This window comes from Leptolyngbya sp. FACHB-8 (assembly GCF_014695575.1).
In the GTDB taxonomy this organism is placed as follows: Bacteria; Cyanobacteriota; Cyanobacteriia; order Elainellales; family Elainellaceae; genus Vacuolonema.
In genome coordinates this window covers 14,827-33,791 of sequence record NZ_JACJOO010000047.1, presented here as the reverse complement: position 1 = coordinate 33,791, position 18,965 = coordinate 14,827, and the positions used below count along the sequence as shown (strand labels likewise).

The following is an 18,965-nucleotide window of genomic DNA, read 5'->3' as shown; positions in this document are numbered from 1 at the left end:
TTTACATTAAATAACATCTAGTCCGTAATCAAAACCTGACACCGTGGCCGCCCAAACCTCCTTTCCTGCTACTCAACCCTCGCCCCTGGCGCTCATTCCTGGCATTTTTCGGGACAGCCTGACCGTTTTTTGGGGCGATTGGCTTGACTTGCGTGTACGCATTACCCAGGTCATCGCGTCAGGTTTAATCTCTCCCCTGATTTATATCCTCGCCTTCGGGTTAGGGCTGGGAAGTGCATTGGATCAAGCTGTTCAGCCCCCTGCCGGAGACAACTATCTGGAGTTCATTCTGCCGGGGATGGTAGCTCTCTCATCCATGACCATCAGCTTCGGCGGTACAACTTTCTCTATCTGCGGTGAGCGACTCTACAGTAAAACCTTTGAGGAAGTTCTGCTGTTACCCGTACATCCCCTTGCTCTATTTTTGGGCAAGATGCTAGCAGGAGTGCTGCGGGGGCTGCTGACCTCGGGTTCTGTGATTGCGATCGCCCTCGTCGTCACGGGCAACTGGCATTTCCTGAGCCCTCTATTTCTACTGATGCTCGTTCTGAACTGTGCTGTATTTGCAGGGTTAGGCGTCATCGTCGGATTGAATGTTAAATCCCTGGAAGGGGTTGGATTGCTCAACAACTTCTTGATCGTGCCCATGTCATTTTTGGGGGCAACTTTTTTCGATCCGGCCACCTTGCCTGCGGTTCTCAAAACGGTTGTCTATCTGCTGCCCCTGACTTACACCAGCATCAGCCTCCGAGCAGCGGCGTATCTGCCGTTGTCCCGCTTTCCCTGGTACAGTATTCCAGTGCTGATGTTGGCGGCGATCGCCCTTTCCGCGGTCGGTGCCTACCAGTTTTCCCATCAAAAAGATTAACTACTTCTAATGTCTTCCGACGATCTCCGTGCCGCCCGCCTCGCCAAAGCCGAAAAGCTCAGAGAACTGGGCTTCAATCCCTATGCCTATAAGTGGGAGGTTACCCACCAGGCTGCCCCATTGCAAGAAAAATACGCGGATCTGGGTAACGGGGAAGAGGTTCAAGACACCGTTTCCATTGCTGGGCGCATCCTTAATCGGCGCGTCTTCGGCAAACTCGCCTTCTTCACCCTGCAAGACGAAAGCGGCACTATCCAGCTTTATCTGGATAAAAAAGCCATTCAGGAAGGCATGGCCGATACGGACTCCGATGCCTTTGAACACCTGAAGCAACTGACCGACGCCGGAGACTTCCTGGGCGTCAAGGGGACTTTACGCCGTACCGAAAAGGGCGAACTCTCCGTCTTTGTACAGCGCTATAGCCTGCTGACTAAATCGCTGCAACCCCTACCCGACAAGTGGCATGGCCTCACGGACGTTGAGAAGCGCTACCGCCAGCGGTACGTCGATCTCATCGTTAACCCTGAAGTGCGTGAGACCTTCCGGCGACGTGCCCAAATCACTACCGCTATCCGCCGCTTCCTGACAGATCAGGACTTTCTGGAAATTGAAACCCCGGTTCTGCAATCAGAGGCTGGTGGAGCCGATGCCCGGCCTTTCATCACTTACCACAACACTCTCGAAATGGAGTTATACCTCCGCATCGCCACAGAGTTGCACTTGAAGCGACTCGTGGTGGGTGGATTTGAGCGCGTGTTCGAGATCGGTCGTATTTTTCGGAATGAAGGTGTCTCAACCCGGCATAACCCGGAGTTCACCTCCATCGAGGTTTATCAAGCGTTCGGTGACTACCACGACATGATGGAGATGACCGAAAACCTGATTGCGACGGTCGCTCAAGAAATCGTCGGCACCCTCCAAATCTCCTATCAGGGGCAGGCGGTAGACTTAACCCTACCCTGGCGACGGGCGACGATGCATGAACTGGTGCAGGAAAGCACTGGCATTAACTTTGCCCAGTTCCAAAACCTGGACGATGCTAAAGCCGCTGCGAAGAAAGCCGGCATTAAGGATGTCGACAAGTGTGATGCGATCGGTCGCGTACTGAATGAGGCATTCGAGCAAACTGTTGAACCTAATTTGATTCAACCGACCTTTGTAACCGACTATCCTGTTGAAATTTCTCCTCTGGCGAAACCTCACCGCAGCAAGCCGGGTTTGGTCGAACGATTTGAGCTGTTCATTGTCGGTCGTGAAACGGCTAACGGATTCTCGGAGTTGACCGATCCGATTGATCAGCGCGATCGCTTTGAAGCCCAGGCTGCCCGTAAAGCCGCGGGCGATCTGGAAGCCCAGGGAGTCGATGAGGACTTCCTGCTGGCCCTGGAATACGGAATGCCACCTACAGTAGGCATGGGCATGGGCATCGATCGCCTGGCCATGCTGCTGACGGATTCTGCCAGCATCCGTGATGTGATCGCCTTCCCCCTACTGAAACCCGAGAAAGACTCAGACGAGACCTGAGCAGAATCCGAGGATCAAAACAGCCCCCAGTTACCTTTAAGAACTGGGGGCTATTTGTATCAGATTTACAACTTCTTGAAGAAGCCGTGGTCGGGCCAACAGATTTAAATCTGGTTAGCCATAATTTTCTGTACCGCTTCAACAATTTGTTGCGGCTGCACGATAGTCAGGTTTTCCAGAATACCGTTGTAAGGGGTTGGAATATCCTGGGAGGCTAACCGCACAACCGGAGCATCCAACTCATCAAAGAAGCGATCCATGATAGAGGCACTTAACTCAGCCCCGATCCCACCAGACTTCATACACTCTTCCACAATGATCACGCGGTGGGTCTTGCGGATAGAAGCTCCTACTGTGGTGTAATCAATAGGCTTCAAGGAAATCAGGTCAATCACTTCAGGGTCAAACCCTTCTTTTTCAAGAGTTTTGACTGCTTGAGTGACATGGTGCCGCATCCGAGAATAGGTCAGAATAGTCACATCCTTCCCTTCTCGTACCACCTCAGCTTTATCGAGAGGCAGCACATACTCTTCTGTAGGTAGATCTTGCTTCAGGTTGTAAAGCAACACATGCTCGAAGAACAGCACTGGGTTGTCGTCACGAATCGCAGCCTTGAGCAACCCCTTCGCATTGTAGGGCGTGGAGCAGGCCACCATTCTCAGACCTGGTACGCCCTGAAAATAAGCTTCTAGACGCTGAGAGTGTTCAGCACCCAATTGACGGCCTACACCGCCAGGGCCACGAATCACGAGAGGAATCTTGAAGTTGCCGCCTGAGGTATAACGCAACATCCCTGCGTTATTGGCAATTTGGTTGAATGCCAGCAGCAGAAACCCCATGTTCATCCCTTCGATGATGGGACGGAGCCCGGTCATAGCTGCTCCAACAGCCATACCCGTAAAGCTGTTTTCCGCAATGGGAGTGTCGAGAACCCGTAGGTCTCCATATTTCTTATAGAGATCTTTTGTGACTTTATAGGAGCCGCCGTAGTGGCCTACGTCTTCCCCCAGCACAAATACATTGGGGTCTCGGGCCATCTCCTCATCGATGGCCTCTTTTAGCGCGTTGTACAGGAGGGTTTCTGCCATCTGGATTGGTTGATCGATAAATTCAGTTCAATCTAAAATCTTATCTGTTTACTGTGCCTCTTTCCGAAAAAGCCTCAGTTCTTTTTAAGCACCCTTCATGAGCTTGCTTTAACGAGCCGATCGTCATGGGAAAGGGGCGATCGCTCAAAGCCTAAGGAGATTTCTGCATAAGACCTTACCTGTCGTGTAGAAAATTCCCTGCTTCGTCAAGAAATTCTCCACACGACGGAAGCCATTTTATTCCTGGAAATCTCCTAAATGCCTGTAGAACAATAGATTGGATGCACTCCATAGAGCACGCACCCAGCCTACCGTTTAGAGCTGGCCATCGTGGCAAATGCTGGGCAATGGCCGATAGTTTTAGACATAATCAGGCAAAGTGAGCCACTTTCATTAAAGGAGAGTTACGGTGGGCCAGAGAAAATCACCACCCAAGAGACTGCCATGGACTCCTCGTATTACAGCCGGATTCGCTCGTTCCTGGAATCAGTCTGTGATTTTTCGATGGTTTTTCCTAACAGCATTGATTTGCTCTCTAATGTTAGTTTTAGGTAGCGTTGGGGCGATCGGATTTGTTGTCCCTACAGGCACTTCCCAACCCGAGCCGCATCTACAGACAGGCATCCACCCTCACAAAAACCCTGTCGCTACTGCAGCCATAACGGCTACAACATCTCCAGCACCAACGCTACATGCTCTAGCCACCAACTTCACACCGCCTGAAGAAGTGGCCCCAGCAGATCCCAGCAACTACGGACAACGGTTTCTGGTGGATGCTTACGGCAATCCCGTCTACAACGAACTCATCGTTGTGATACACGAGACCGTCGGGTCTGCCCAAAGCGCTATTAATACATTCCAGACCTATCATGTACGAGACAACGACCAGCGAAGCTATCACGCCTTAATTCGCCAAGATGGGACAGTTGTGTACATTGTGCCGCCAGAGTACCGGGCTTTCGGAGCCGGAAATTCAGTTTTTGATGGCCCCTACGGCCCTGAAGCCGTCATTACCAATGCCGCTTTCCCCCCATCCGTTAATAACTTCGCGTATCACATTTCCTTAGAAACTCCATCGGATGGCCGTGGCAATCAATCGGGTCATAGCGGTTATACCCGAGCTCAATACGAGTCCTTGGCCTGGCTCACAGCCCGCACTGGAGTGCCTCAGGAGCGGATTACGACCCATCGTGCAGTTGATCGCTCAGGCAACCGCCGTGACCCCCGAAGCTTTAACTTTCCAGAATTCATTCAAATTTGGAGTGAATTTGTAGGATAAGCCTATTTCGCTTGAGAAGCTATATAACTGCAAATGCGTTAAGTACAGCGCTATATCGTCAACACCTATTAAGTTATCAAAAAACTGAGTACTGAGCCCGTACCCTCCTCCTATAGCGGCCTCGCAATCCCCAGAAGGTGCACTTTGAGAGACTAAGCAATTCAAATAGAGGGCTTTGAGGCTTGGTATAGCATGCAACAATAGATACATGGAAAGAAGTACCATATAGGTGGATTCTACCGATAGAAAGTGATAGACTTCCAAAATCTGCTTGTTAGAGATTTATCAGTGTTCCTGCTCTAAAGAAAAACCTGAAAATTCTCTCCAGAGCAAGTTACTTCTATTTCTTTCAGTAATCAATTGATTCGGTTGTGTTTCCCTTTGTTAATGGGTGCGGTACGGGTCGCAATCTATCAAACTATCCTCAACCATAACGTATGACTGGAATTGACCTGCTATTTCTCTTGGTCATTTCGCTTTCCTTTGTGCTGGGTATGTACACCAACCCAGAAAAGAAGAAAGAAAAGAAAACGGATGAACAATTAGTTGCTGAATACCTTGCAAAACTACTGACACAGGGCGTCAAAATTCGAAATGACTAATTCTGCAATGCACTATCTACATCATCAAACTGGCATTTGAAAAGTTAGGTATTCGCGTTAGCAACGCGCGAATACCCAACCTTCTAAAAAGCTTCTCACTCAGTACAAAACGGCTCTAATCCAGTGAGGTACTTTTGTACCTCACTGGATTAGAAAATCTTAGATGTACAACTGCACACTACTTTGCTTCACTACAACACACAGCGTTACTGGCTCATAGCCTGACCCGCTAACCACCCTGTTGTCCAGGCACTTTGGAAGTTGAAGCCTCCCGTGACACCATCAATATCTAAAATTTCCCCTGCAAAGTGTAAGCCAGGGCAAAGACGGCTCTCCATGGTTTTGAAGTTAACCTCAGAGAGACGCACTCCACCACAGGTGACAAATTCGTCTTTAAACGCTCCCTTACCCTGCACCGTGTACATACACGCGCTTAGGGCTTGGACTAATGCATGTGTTTGAACCTTAGAGAGCTCGGCCCAACGCTGGTCTTCAGAAATATTGGCTCTCTGAATTAGATAGCGCCAGAGACGGCGGGACAGTTCTGGAGGATGAATAGTGGCGATCGCCCGCCGCACATTCTCCTGTCGCGTTTCCGCCAACCATTGACGAATTTGCTCAGGCGATCGCCCCGCCAACCAGTTCACCTGTAAGCTGGCACGGTAGTGAGAATCATGTAACAACCGGGCTCCCCAAGCTGACAATTTCAGAATGGCAGGACCACTCAACCCCCAATGGGTAATAAGCAGGGGTCCTACCTGTTCCAGAGGCGACTGACTAGCAACAGACAGCTTTACCTTAGCGCTAGCAACCGACACCCCAGCCAGTTCTCGTAAATCCCCATCAGCAATATTGAAGGTAAAAAGCGAAGGGACAGGAGGCTCAATGGTGTGGCCAAGCTTCTGAGCCAGGCGTAACCCTTGAGGATTACTGCCTGTAGCCAGGAGGAGGCGATCGCCCTGCCAGGTTTCCCCCGATTTAAGTTGGATTTCAAATCCTGGATTTAAGGGCTTGATATCTACAATCGGTGCTTGATTTTGCAGCCGTACACCCGCATCTCGGGCACTCTGCATGAGGCAATCTACGATGGTTGCGGAGTCATCGGTCACCGGGAACATCCGCCCATCTGCTTCGGTTTTTAGCTTGACTCCACGCTTGGCAAACCATGTAACCGTATCCCGAGGCTGAAACCGGCTCAGGGCACCCCGAAGCGCTTTGCCACCCCGGGGATAGTTCTGCACGAGCAGGGCTGGTTCAAAGCAGGCATGCGTCACATTGCACCGGCCTCCACCGGAAATGCGTACTTTTTGCAACGGTTCCCGACCTGCTTCTAGGAGCAACACAGATTTTTCAGGATTTGCTTCTGCGGCGGCGATCGCCCCAAAAAACCCTGCTGCTCCTCCCCCAATAACAATCACGCGGTCAACTGGCACGTTTACCCTCAATAGACAGGATTTTTTAACGTTACAAGATCCCCAAAAATTAAATTTTGGCTTCTTCACGTTTCGACATGAATTCTATCGGAGCCGTTTTAGCAAGCTGACTCATACGCCTATGCAAAGCCCAAACAATACGGGTCAGCTGGCTGAAACGCTTAGCATTCTTATAACTGACAGATATTTATCGTGTAGCGGAGTGAATTCGCTACACCCATCCGTACTACGCCACAGATAGTGGGCTCTCGTAAGTCCTATGAATGTTGGGGAATTTTTGAATAAAACCTAGAAACTAAGGGCATACTGATCCACAGAGTACCCGAGAGCAATTGCTTCCGGAATTTGTAGGATCGGATTTCTCCGGCTAGGCCGTCCGATTCCAAATATAGTTTGAGTGCAAGCCAGAGGACGACACGGGCATGACCATCGAAGTTCTACAACCAGCCAACCCACGGGATGTTAACGTCTATGCCCCCTATTACCAGGGGCGCAAGAAAAATGCCTTACCTCTGGCAATCAGCCTTTACCAACGGGGCAGCCTGGAGGGAACTCGGCGCATTGAAGGTGGAGAGAGCATTCCGTTTGTGGCTAGCTGGACAGTTTCATCGTTGCCAGCTGATTTGACCCGCTGCCGCATGCAATTCGATGGAAATGCTGAATTAAGCTATGAAGTCACCATGGCTAACTTTGAGTTTGTTGACTACCTGATTGATGTCATTTTCAACTTCAAAGCCACTCGCAAAGCAGACTTCTCCCAAATTTTCTACCGCAAGCTATTGCGCTACGATGATTAAACTCTCCAGGGTTTTCTAGTCCGGTTCCACCCAACTGACGGGTTGTTCAGTCTCGTTGCAGAAGGAGTGCATAGGATTCATCCCTAGGCACTCCTTTCGCTACAACAAAACTGTACATCGCAATAGTTGGTTATCCTTAACTCAGTGAGCGTTTGAAAAACCAATCCGTTTTTGTTTTCAAACATTCACTTAAAAGGATGGTTACGGCGAAAAGTCGGTTCTATGAGAGCCTAACAAGCCATGATAGGATGACCGGATGCTCCCCAGGAGGGGATGAAGCAAGAGGTGTCGGGATTCTAGCCACCAATTTAGGATGGCTGGAGTGCGCGACAATCTCTATGACGTGAAATCCAGACTTGCACAATGCACAGGCTGGAGGCAAACCAGCAAGGGTAGGACAGCGTGGCGGGAAAGTATTTACTCATTGGTTCTTCAGAGGCGTATAGCGGGAAATCTGCTGTAGTTTTGGGCATTGCTCATCGACTACAAAAGCGAGGGCTTGACATTAGCTACGGAAAACCCGTTGGAACATGTCCCAGCGAACTCGACGACTGCGTTGACGAAGATGTGCGGTTCATCGCTCAGACTCTGAAGCTCCCGGACAATCGCCTGACCCCAACGTTGCTGAACCTCGCTCCCGAAACCATCCAACCGAGAATTCGCCAGGAAGACACCACCAATTACGGTCAACTACTCCAGAATGAGCCTCTTGCTCCAGGGGTTGATCTAGCTCTTCTGGAAGGCCCCGGAACACTGAATGAAGGTCAGCTTTTCGATCTGTCGGTACCACAAATGGCCGAGGCGCTGGATGCCAATGTTGTGCTTGTCTGCCGCTATCGTTCGGAACTGGTCGTTGATTCACTTCTGGCAGCGCAGCAGCGACTAGGCGATCGCCTAGTCGGTGTTCTCATCAACGATGTCCCAACGGCTGAGCGAGACTTCGTAGAAACCAGCATCCGTCCCTTCCTGGAAGGTTATGGTATTCCAGTTCTGGCTATCCTACCCAGCAGTGCCCTGTTGCGCAGCGTTAGTGTAGCGCAGTTGGTGCATCAGCTTAAGGCAGAAGTCCTGTGTTGTCCCGAACGAATGGATTTGCTCGTGGAAAGCTTGAAAATTGGGGCGATGAATGTCAACTCAGCCCTCAAGTATTTCCGCAAGGCTCGCAATATGGCCGTGGTAACGGGGGGCGATCGCACTGACTTACAGCTAGCCGCCCTGGAAACCTCAACGCACTGCCTCATCCTGACGGGCCAAATTCCTCCTACCCAGGACATCGTGAGCCGCGCCGAAGAATTGGAAGTGCCCATTCTCTCCGTCGACCTGGATACCCTCTCTACGGTGGAAGTAGTCGACCGAGCGTTTGGACAGGTGCGGTTGCATGAGCCAGTAAAAGTCGCTCACATCCAGCAGATGATGACGAAGTATTTTGACTGCGATCGTTTGCTCAACCTGATAGGAGTGAGGGCACCCGCTAAAGCAGGCTAGAAAGACTGACACCTCCAGCCCATTTATTGAAAAAGAGCGTTGGGATCATCTCCCAACGCTCTTCTCGTATCTGCACAGTTTGCAAAGCTCATTGAGCTTTGCAAACTGTCAAATTCGCTAACTGTTTTCAGCAGCGGCACTTTCTACCAGGATTTCGCCCTTCAGCATACGCTGGGCAGCATCCAGCAGCACTTCTTCCAGGTAAGGCTTGGTGAAATAGCCCTTAGCCCCAAGCTGAATTGCCATTTGGCGGTGACGGTCAGCACCACGAGAGGTCAACATAGCGATGGGAACTCGGTTCAGATGCCCGTCTTTCTGCAAACGAGAGAGCAGTTCCAGACCATCCATCCGAGGCATCTCGATGTCGCAGAATACAAGGTCGCAAGGTAGGCCTGAACGTAGCTTTTCCCAAGCTTCCTGGCCATCACGAGCCTGTTCTACTCGGTAGCCCACCTTGTTGAAGGTCATCGACAGCAACTCGCGTACCGTGATCGAGTCGTCCACAATCAACACCGTTGGTTCGGTCTTGAGTTCGGATACGGGCTCCAGAGGAATCTGATCCGCTCCCTGATCCCAGAAGGGAGTACCCGCCTCCCGGCGAATCCGTCCCAGGGACAGGTCGATCAGTTCCAGAACGTCAGCGATCGGCATAATCCGCCCATCCCCCAGAACCGTCGCACCCGCAATACCGACGGGCTTGGGAACTGGACCTTCGAGCTGCTTGATTACAATTTCCTGCTCACCCAGCACCTGGTCAACCTGAAGTGCCAGGTAGCTACCCGCGTTACTCCGCAGCACAACCACCGAGACAATATCCTCTTCCTGGTTACCGCCATAAACGCTTCCACGTCCAAGGCTCCGGTTGAACTTCAGCAGGTCAGAGAGTAACTGGAAGGGGAGCAGTTGATCTCGCCACTGAATGCAGGACTGGCCCTCAGAGTTGATCTGAATTTGCTCCCGAGGTACGTCGAGCATATCTTCCACCCCGTCCATCGGGAAGGCGATCCGGGCGCGATTACTGATGCAGCACAGCGCCTTAGAAACGCTCAGGGTGAGAGGCAGACGAATGGTGAACGTGGTGCCACGACCCACGGTGGAGTCAATGTTGATCACCCCACGAATATCTGTGAGGCTGGTACGTACCACGTCCATGCCAACGCCCCGTCCGGCAAAGTCGTCGGCGCGATCGCGTGTACTGAATCCATGATGGAACAGCAGGTCGTAAACATCCAGGCGGTTCATCATCCGAGCTTGCTCGGGGGTAATCAGACGCCGCTCGATCGCCTTCTGCTTCACCCGATCTGGATCAATCCCTGCGCCATCATCACTCACCGAGATAACAGTCTGGTTACCCTGGTGGAAGGCCCGAACGGTAATGCGCCCAGTAGCGGCCTTACCTTGAGATGTCCGCTCTTCCGGAGTTTCAATACCGTGGGTAATAGCGTTGTTGACCAGGTGAGTCATCGGGTCATACAACTGCTCCAGAATCATCTTGTCAATCAGAGTATCCCGGCCTTCGATCGTCAGCTCAGCCTGTTTGCCACAGCGCAGCGAGATGTCACGTACCGCACGAGGCAAACGGTCCGCCGTTTGCGCAAAGGGTACCATTCGAGCCCGAGTCAGGCTCTCCTGAAGCTGGCTGGTAATTTGGCGGAAGTTACGGGTAACCTGATCAGTTTCACCCACCACGAAGTCGATATCAGAGGCCGATTCCCGAACTCGGACAATCAGCTCAATCATTTCCTGGGACAGGGTATGGAAGCCAGTGAAGCGATCCATCTCCAGGGCATCGAAGCTGACTCCAGTGGCATGAGATTGTGAAGCTGCGGGTGTGCCTGTCTGATGAGGCCCTGCCATCTGATAGCTCTTACGGCTCGACATGAGGGAGCTTTCGAGGAGCGATCGCTCATACAGGTCACGCATCCGCTGCCCCACATCACTGAGCTGCTGCACCTGGTATTGCAGGTTATCCAGGAACTGCCGCAGACGTTCTTCGGCCTGTTCCAGGCTGTTCCGGTTGACCACCAGTTCCCCAATCAGGTTGTTGAGGTTGTCCAGGTTCTTGACGGACACCCGCATCGTCTGATCACCCCGCATACCCGAGGTACGAGCTGCGGTGGGACGCCGGTTGGCGATCGCAGGACTGCGAACTCCCCGAACACTGGGTGGTCCACCCAACGTATTGTCGGCAGCTTCTAGCAGTTTTTCGAGGTCTTCAAATTCATCACTGGGAAAAGAAGATATTGGTTCTGCTGGCTGAACAGATGGCGTAGCTAACCCAGGAGAATCTGCACCTAGAAGTGCCTCCAAATCTGCAAAATCATCACCGCCTGCTGTATCTGTAACGCCACCATTCGATGATGCATCCCCTAACAAAGCATCTAGGTCGGCAAATTCATCCAGCCCAGCGTCAGGCTCAGAGCTTGCTGCTCCAGAAGGCTCAAAAGAGCTTTCCTCCAGTAAGGCATCCAGATCTGCAAAACCGTCCACGTCCCCCGAACCTGTCACACTCAAATCAGCTTCTTGAAGCTGACCGCTGCTGACATCGTCAAGTAGCGTGTCAACATCGAAGTCAAGCGACAAGTCCGTGTCGGAATCAAAGCTGCTTCCATCATCCGGAAACAGAGTGGGAGAAGACTCTTCTGTGTCCTCATCCAGCGACAACCCAGCAAAAGCAAGCTCCGTTAATTCATCCGCCTCAGTATCTCCTGCTTCATCAAGGCTAAAGCCCAACTCATCATCAAATGCCGATGAAGACTCCAGATCCAGCCCTAAATCAGTTTCCTCGTTAAGAAAGCTATCTAGATTCCCGAAGTCTTCTGACAAGTCGCTATCCAACGTTTCGACGGATGCAAGGGGTGCATCAAACTCGGATTGTGCATCCCCAAAGAGGTCGTCGAAGCTATCAGTTGTAAGGCTGGCAGACGCATCATCTGAGGCATCGAACGCCAAATTAAGACTAAGATCAGCCTCACCTAAAAGGGCATCGAAACTGTCCGCATTATCACCATCAGAAGCATCAAGAGACTCCCTTGAATCCACCCCCAGATTAGGGCTCAGCTCAGATTCATCAAACAGGTTATCGAAATCTTCCGATGTCTCACTGCTGGTTACTTCTGATAGGTCATTCGATTCTGACCCTAAGCCAAAATCGAGAGCCGCTCCATCAAACAGATTCTCAGTCTCATCTGATGCGGTGTTGACAAAGGGGTCTGGTGACATATCGGATGCCATACCCAGGTCTAAATCAAGCCCAGGTTCATCAAACAAGTTGTCAAAGCCACCCGATGAGTCACTTACAGATTCTGTCAGTTCACTTGATTCCATTCCCAAATCAAAATCAAGCTCTGACCCACCACCCAGCAAGGCGTCAAAATCTTCAGAGGAGCTATCCACGGAGGATTCTGTTAGTTCACTTGATTCCATTCCCAAATCAAAATCAAGCTCTGACCCACCACCCAGCAAGGCGTCAAAATCTTCAGAGGAGCTATCCACAGAGGATTCTGTCAGTTCACTTGATTCCATTCCCAAATCAAAATCAAGCTCTGACCCACCACCCAGCAAGGCGTCAAAATCTTCAGAGGAGCTATCCTCAGAGGATTCTGTTAGTTCACTTGATTCCATTCCCAGATCAAAATCAAGCTCTGACCCACCACCCAGCAAGGCATCAAAATCTTCAGAAGAACTATCTGCAGAAGATCCTGCCAGTTCACTCGATTCCATTCCTAAGTCAAAATCAAGCTCTGACCCGCCGCCCAGCAAGGCGTCAAAATCTTCAGAGGAGCTATCCACGGAGGATTCCGTCAGTTCACTTGATTCCATCCCCAGATCAAAATCAAGCTCTGACCCGCCGCCCAGCAAGGCATCAAAATCTTCAGAGGAGCTATCCACGGAGGATTCCGTCAGTTCACTTGATTCCATCCCCAGATCAAAATCAAGCTCTGACCCGCCCAGTAAGGCATCAAAACCTTCAGACGATTCATCTACAGAGGATTCCGTCAGTTCACTCGATTCCATCCCCAGATCAAAATCAAGCTCTGACCCGTCGCCCAGCAAGACATCAAAATCATCAGAAGATTGATCTACAGAAGATTCTGTCAGCTCACTCGATTCCGTTTCCAGATCAAAGTCGAGAGCTGATTCACCTAGCAGTGCATCTAAATCTCCAGAAATTTCACTGTCTTCCGCTTCTGGCTGCACATCAAAGCCAAGACCCAGATCAAAATCAAGGTCAGCGCTATCCGCTATGCTGCCCAGATTGTCAGGTGTCTCCTCGACAGGTGTAGCGGTCAGTCCATCTGAAAGCACCTCCAGATCAAAATCTAGGCTCTCTTCATTCAGAAAACTGTTGAAATTATCTACGGAGCTCTCTGCTGTGGCCTCTGGGAAGCTCTCATCAGCCAGCCCCAAATCTAGATCGAAGCCCGGCATATCTGTAGCAAATGGATCCTCAGACCCGCTACCCGTAAAGTCACCACTACCCAGATCGAGTTCGCCGAACCCTAAATCATGCTCCAAAGCAGGAGTAGCTTCTAGTGAAGAGCCTAACCCTAGGTCCTCAGAATTCTCCGCGAAATCCAGGTTCAGATCGAGTCCTAAATCACTTCCCTCAGCATCCCAGCCCTTGGCGCTTATGGCTTCAGGTTCGGTGGCAGCAATCAAGCTGTCTAAATCCAGATCAAGAGACTCCAGGTTGTCATCGCTCAGATCAACAGGAAGATCTAGATCTAAATCGAGATTATCGGCTGTGAGAGCAGGGTCAAGTTCAAGAAGTACTTCTTCTGATGCAAGTGCAACATCTGCAGCTGGCTCAGGTACCGCCATTGATAGGTCAAAGCTACCAAAGGGATCGCCGGCAGATGCTGCTGCCTGGGCCTGATCACTGTCCCACAGGTCAGCAGTCACATCCTCGTCATCTGTGTTCCACATTGAAGGAGCGGCAGGCATCCCCGTCAACCCTTCATCGGAATCGAGCATGTCTAGCCAGGACAGTGATTCAGCCGAAGCTTCCTCAGAAGCAGATTCCTCTCCTGAAGCTGTGACACTTTCAGGCTCTGAGAATAGAGATTCATCTGCAAAGGACTCGCTTAATGGGTTACTCTCCTCCCCAAAGCTGAGATCAGCAAAAGGATTGCCATCTTCAAAATCAGGAGAAGATTGATCGTCAACTGCCAAGTTTAGGTCAGCCATTCCCACATCCTGAAAAGGATTTGTGGGTTCTAAAGTTAGTTCTTCGTCTTCATCAGGGCCAAAACTGGAAATGCTAATCCCTCCAAAAGGATCATCCATTCCAGGCAAATCAGTGATGATGACTGTCTCAGAGGTATCCTCGAACAGAAAATCGACACTCTCTTCATCGCTAGGCGGGAGATTGGTAGCACCGGTCTCTCCAAAAGAATCATCCTGGATATCAGAGAAGAAGAGATTGAGTTCGCCAATCATTTCCTGGTTATCAATGGAGGCGCGATCGCTTCCCGCAGCTCCTACATCCAGGCCACCTAATTCTGTCAAAAATGCATCACTGGAACCTAAGTCCAAATCAAGGCCAGCAGCATCTGGCAGCTCTGCCTGACGGAGCAGATCGGAGAGGCTATCATCATCCTCATCCGATGAAGCAGGGATTTCCAGAGCAAAAGGATCAGTGTTGCCAAAGCCTGTTTGCAGAAGATCACTGAAATCTCCTGAATTATCTAACTCTAACGGCTCAGGCATACCGGCATCTGCATCACTGAGGATTTCCTCTTCCTGCCAGGTCATACCAAGTTCCGGAGTGTCAGCCTCAAAAAGATCGGCCAGGCTATTCAATTCAGCCATGCCAACTATAGGGCCATCATCTGTTGACGTTGAAGTGAATTCGCTGGTGTTTAACTCATCGGCTAAACTCGAATCTGCAAAGGCGTCTTCCTGCACCCAGGTACTATCTTGTTCCAGAGAGGGCAGATCGCCAAAGTCAATATCTGTATCGGCCATCAAGCCTGCTCCGGTTGCCAAATCGGCATCTTCCAGCAGGGCCGCCTCATCCAAGCCAAAGCCCAGTTCGGGCAACTCAAAGGTACCAACCTCTTCAATGTCGTCAGTCAGGAAGTCTAGAGCTTCTAGCTCGTTGAACTCAAGCTCGGGTTCTGGTGGCACCAAAGCCAGTAAGGCGTCCCCAGCCGAAATCGCCATGGACTGGCCTGCAAGAGTTTGTTCCTGAGCTTGCTTGATTTCGCGAATGACGACGGGAGCCAAAGCCCGGAACTCGTTCTCAGGGTGGGCGACCGCTCGCCGTGTCAGATTCAACAAATCGACCCAGGGTACGAGCTCAAATTGCTCTCCAGCCTGGGCCAGGGATTGACATATTCCGTCCAGTTGCTGCCGTATTTCGGGACGATCAGGTTGCTTAAAGAGCTGCAACATATCCCGGAGACGAGCCGGAACATCGCTTTGAAAGATAAGTTGAAACGCGCTTTCCTCAGCAGGTTGAGCCGCAACAACCAGTGGGGTGATGACTGGCTGTGGCGCGACAGGTACCGACTGCAAGTTCACGTCATCAGGAGGAGTGACCCCAGCCTGAGCAACCAATTTACTGATGTGCTCGTTGAGCTGCGCAAAGGTGGGCTCAATCGCCACCATGGCTTCTTGCGCTTTATCATCCGTTAGCCCGAATGGCCCCTGCAATTGGTCTAGTAAATCCCGGAGGGTGTCGAAGACGTTCAGTAACAGGCTTTCTAAGCGCTGATCAACTTGAACCGGGCATTCCTTCAGGACTTTGAAGTAGTCTTCTAGGCGGTGGGAGGTTTGCTGAATGCTGTCCAAACCCAGCATTGCTGCTCCGCCCTTTACGGAGTGGGCCGCACGGAATACTTCATGGGCCATCTCGGGGTCTGAAATGGTGTTCTGGAGACTCAGCAACCCCTGCTCAATGGTATTGAGGTGGTCTTTCGCCTCCTCAATGAAGTACCCCATAATCCGCTGTTGTTGTTCCGACAGCATGGCAGTGTTCCTCGAATACGCTGGGTTTGGCTATGCACCCAAGTGGGCTTGGTAGATGTCACTCGGTGGCACCTGATACAAACCGATCAGTCGGCCGATTTATAGATGAATTGCATCTAATGTACCCGACTTCTCCCATATCACTATCACGTCATCCCTCCAATAGGGGTTAACGAAATAAGAATGGCTTATTTTTCAACGCGGAAACGTTCCACGGAGTTCAGCAGGTCACGCGCAACTCCCACCAGACTCTGAAGAGAACCGGACACCCGTTGGGCTTCCTGGGAGGTTTCTTGAGCGGTTAACTCAACGGATTGCATAACCTGGGCCACAGCTCGGGAGGTTTCCGTTTGCTCGACGGTATCGGCGGTAATAGAACGCACCAGCACGTCAATTCGGTTAGATACCTGAATGATGTCTTCGAGCGATCGCTTGGCCTGTTCTGCCAGTCGAGTACCCTCAATAACCTGCTGGGTACCTTCCTCCATTGCCGTCATTACCGAGCTCGTTTCACCCTGAATCTGCAATACGATCTGCTCGATTTCTTTCGACGCTTTAGCCGCCCGGTCCGCTAGCTGACGAACCTCATCGGCAACAATGGCGAATCCTCGACCTGCTTCACCGGCACGAGCCGCTTCAATACTGGCGTTAAGGGCCAGCAAGTTCGTACGAGAAGCGATCTGAGAAATCAATGCCACGATCTTGGAAATTTCCTGGGAAGATTCGGCCAGTCGCTTCACCTTCCGGGTTGTTTCCGCCACCGTTTCTCGGATTTCCAAAATACCGGATACAGTACGTTCCACCGCTTCCCCACCTTTGAGGGCGGTAGCCGATGCAGAACGGGCTACTTCCTCAGCTTCACGGGCGCTTTCGGCCACCCGCTGAATCGAGTCGGTCATCACCTGCACAGAGTTGAGGGTGACGGCCAGCTCCTCGGCCTGACGGAGAGCGTCAGAGGAGAGCGATCGCGCAAATATTTCATTTTCTGTAGAACTCTTGGCTACCTGCCGAGCAGCAGTCTTCACCTGTTCCACAATCTCTCGCAGGTTTTGAATGGTGAGGTTGAAGGAATCAGCAACGGCTCCCAGAACGTCGGCAGTTACTTCCGCCTGTACCGTCAGGTCACCTCGGGCCGCGCCTTCTACGTCGTCCAGTAAGCGAATCACTTGACGCTGCAAATCTTCCTTCGCTTGCTCCTGCTCTTCCGCCTTACGCTGAGCTTCACTGGTGGTCGTTAAAATCACTCGAGCCATCTGGTTAAAGCCAGTCGCCAAGCGGCCCAGTTCATCCTCGGAGTACACTACAGCTCGAGCATTCAGGTTTCCCTGAGAAACCGATTCAAACTGGCGTTGCAAGTCATCTACAGAGCGCTGCATTTGACGGGTTGTGGCCCAACTTAGAGCCGCAGCGGTACCTGCCCCGCATAAGCCTGCAGCTGCCGCCATCAGCAAGCCAGAACGGGTGGTGTAAGGAACCACGGTAGGCTTGTCTTGCGGGGGTACGAGAAGACTGGAGGAGATGAAACTAACGGTTGCAACCGATAGAGCCGATACAATCCCTGTCGCTCCAGCAATAATCCAACGCTTGGAGGAAAGGGAAGCATTCTCCATCGGAGCCGTCCATCCTTGCTCCACACTTACTTCGGGTTCCACATCACGGACATCAACGGACGTGAATGTCGGCAACGATTCAGTATTACCTGCAATGCTGAAGATTTCGTCTTCCCGAATGACGGATTGGTCGCCGCTGTCTGCGAAGCCGAAGCTGGAATCCCCGGAGGACATAGAGTTGGAGATCCCAACGGATGGGCTGCTAAAACCAGCAGAGTTGTCCGATAGGTCAAAGTCGGGCAGACTTCCCAGATCGTCAAACTCCTCAAAGTCATCAAGAAAATCAGCTCCTCCAGAGCGAACTGTATTTTGAGGCGCTGGACGGGGTTCTTCGCTGGTAGAAAAGTCCTGAAAATCATCCAGGTCTTCCAAATCAAAATCATTAAAGCTGTCAGAGCCAGTGTTCAGGCTGACGGTGGAGTTGTAGCTTGGATACCCAAAGGTCTGATCCATCTGGGGCTGACCTTCTAATTCATCACCCGACATAAAAAGGGTTTCCTCATCGCCTTGCCGATTATGGGTCACCCCTGGCGCACTATCCAGGGAAGAACCATAATCGCCATAGTTATTGCTGGCGTATCCAGGATTTTCGTCTACGGTAAAGTCATCTTCAAAGGGTGGCGGGGAGCTGAGATTCTCACCTCCAAAAACTGTGTTGCCAAACTCATCATCGCTGGGAGGATAAGCCGGAGCCGCCGTATTGAACGGTGAATCATCCAGGCCAAACGGATCATCACCGCCTATATTGCCATCGCCCACATTGTTAGCGAATGGATTATCGTAAGCGTCTTCCGTAGCGGCTGTCCCGAAGGGATTGTCAGAGCCGTTAAATGCACCAAAGTCTTCTAAGCCAAAGTCATCCCCTTCTGCCTGGAATCCATTTGTTCCATAGGAAGAGGGATCATGGGTGCTAACAAAATCTGAATCAATATCAAAGTCCGCGACCCCAAAGCTTGGATCTTCACCCGTTGGGCTATCGGAGTCGGAGGAGGAATATTGGCTGATAGCGGCTAAGCCACTGTTGGCGTAGTCAATATATTCTGCATCCGTGGTGATGGTAAGTACCGTCTCGTATTCCTGGCGGGCCATCTCGTACTGTTGCAGGCCATAGCAATAGACGTGGCCTCGCAGCAGCCGGGTGCTTGGATCGTCTGGGTGGTTGGCAGCCAAGCGATCGACGATTTCGGCAGCCTCTTCATATCTGCCTTGCATGTAGGCTCGTTCAGCCTGTTGATACTCTTGTGCGTACTCAGTGCCTGATCCCATTTGCTCCTCCTACCCGAACAGATTCGGAATTTGCCTGA

10 protein-coding genes are annotated in these 18,965 nt (G+C 51.3%); 6 read left to right on the top strand and 4 right to left on the bottom strand.

What is annotated here, in order from left to right:
* Positions 1-85: 85 nt before the first annotated feature.
* Both H6F91_RS09805 and lysS read left to right on the top strand, forming a co-directional pair.
* Positions 86-868, top strand: coding sequence for an ABC transporter permease (locus H6F91_RS09805; protein ID WP_199307734.1), 783 nt, complete (start codon positions 86-88; stop codon positions 866-868).
* Positions 869-877: 9 nt separating this feature from the next.
* Complete coding sequence (lysS, locus tag H6F91_RS09800) at positions 878-2,392, top strand: lysine--tRNA ligase (RefSeq protein WP_190770635.1); 1,515 nt, start codon at positions 878-880, stop codon at positions 2,390-2,392.
* Between the two features lie 104 nt (positions 2,393-2,496).
* Here lysS and H6F91_RS09795 read toward each other — a convergent pair whose 3' ends face one another.
* Positions 2,497-3,480: an alpha-ketoacid dehydrogenase subunit beta gene (locus H6F91_RS09795; RefSeq protein WP_190770636.1), complete on the bottom strand. Its 984-nt coding sequence runs from the start codon at positions 3,478-3,480 to the stop codon at positions 2,497-2,499.
* Positions 3,481-4,018: 538 nt separating this feature from the next.
* On the opposite strand from H6F91_RS09795, the gene H6F91_RS09790 reads away from it, so the two are divergent.
* Positions 4,019-4,759, top strand: a complete 741-nt coding sequence (locus tag H6F91_RS09790; RefSeq protein WP_190770679.1) for a peptidoglycan recognition family protein — start codon at positions 4,019-4,021, stop codon at positions 4,757-4,759.
* 437 nt (positions 4,760-5,196) lie between these two features.
* Positions 5,197-5,361, top strand: a complete 165-nt coding sequence (locus tag H6F91_RS09785) for a hypothetical protein (RefSeq protein WP_190770637.1) — start codon at positions 5,197-5,199, stop codon at positions 5,359-5,361.
* 206 nt (positions 5,362-5,567) lie between these two features.
* Here H6F91_RS09785 and H6F91_RS09780 read toward each other — a convergent pair whose 3' ends face one another.
* Positions 5,568-6,794 carry an aminoacetone oxidase family FAD-binding enzyme gene (locus H6F91_RS09780; RefSeq protein WP_190770638.1) on the bottom strand — a complete coding sequence of 409 codons (1,227 nt, stop codon included), beginning with the start codon at positions 6,792-6,794 and terminating at the stop codon, positions 5,568-5,570.
* A gap of 422 nt (positions 6,795-7,216) precedes the next feature.
* Between H6F91_RS09780 and ebsA the strand changes: the two genes are divergently transcribed.
* Together ebsA and H6F91_RS09770 are read left to right on the top strand one after the other, a co-directional pair.
* On the top strand, positions 7,217-7,591 hold the full coding sequence (gene ebsA, locus H6F91_RS09775; RefSeq protein WP_190770639.1) for a type IV pilus biogenesis protein EbsA: 375 nt from the start codon (positions 7,217-7,219) through the stop codon (positions 7,589-7,591).
* Positions 7,592-7,993: 402 nt separating this feature from the next.
* Positions 7,994-9,076, top strand: coding sequence for a DRTGG domain-containing protein (locus tag H6F91_RS09770; protein WP_190770640.1), 1,083 nt, complete (start codon positions 7,994-7,996; stop codon positions 9,074-9,076).
* A gap of 117 nt (positions 9,077-9,193) precedes the next feature.
* Here the strand turns inward: H6F91_RS09770 and H6F91_RS27545 are convergent, their stop codons facing one another.
* Together H6F91_RS27545 and H6F91_RS09755 are read right to left on the bottom strand one after the other, a co-directional pair.
* Entirely contained in the window at positions 9,194-16,051 is a 6,858-nt protein-coding gene (locus tag H6F91_RS27545) for a response regulator (RefSeq protein WP_199307725.1), read from the bottom strand.
* Positions 16,052-16,239: 188 nt separating this feature from the next.
* Positions 16,240-18,927 (bottom strand): methyl-accepting chemotaxis protein, encoded by a 2,688-nt coding sequence (locus tag H6F91_RS09755; RefSeq protein WP_190770641.1) that lies wholly within the window; start codon positions 18,925-18,927, stop codon positions 16,240-16,242.
* Positions 18,928-18,965: the final 38 nt, after the last annotated feature.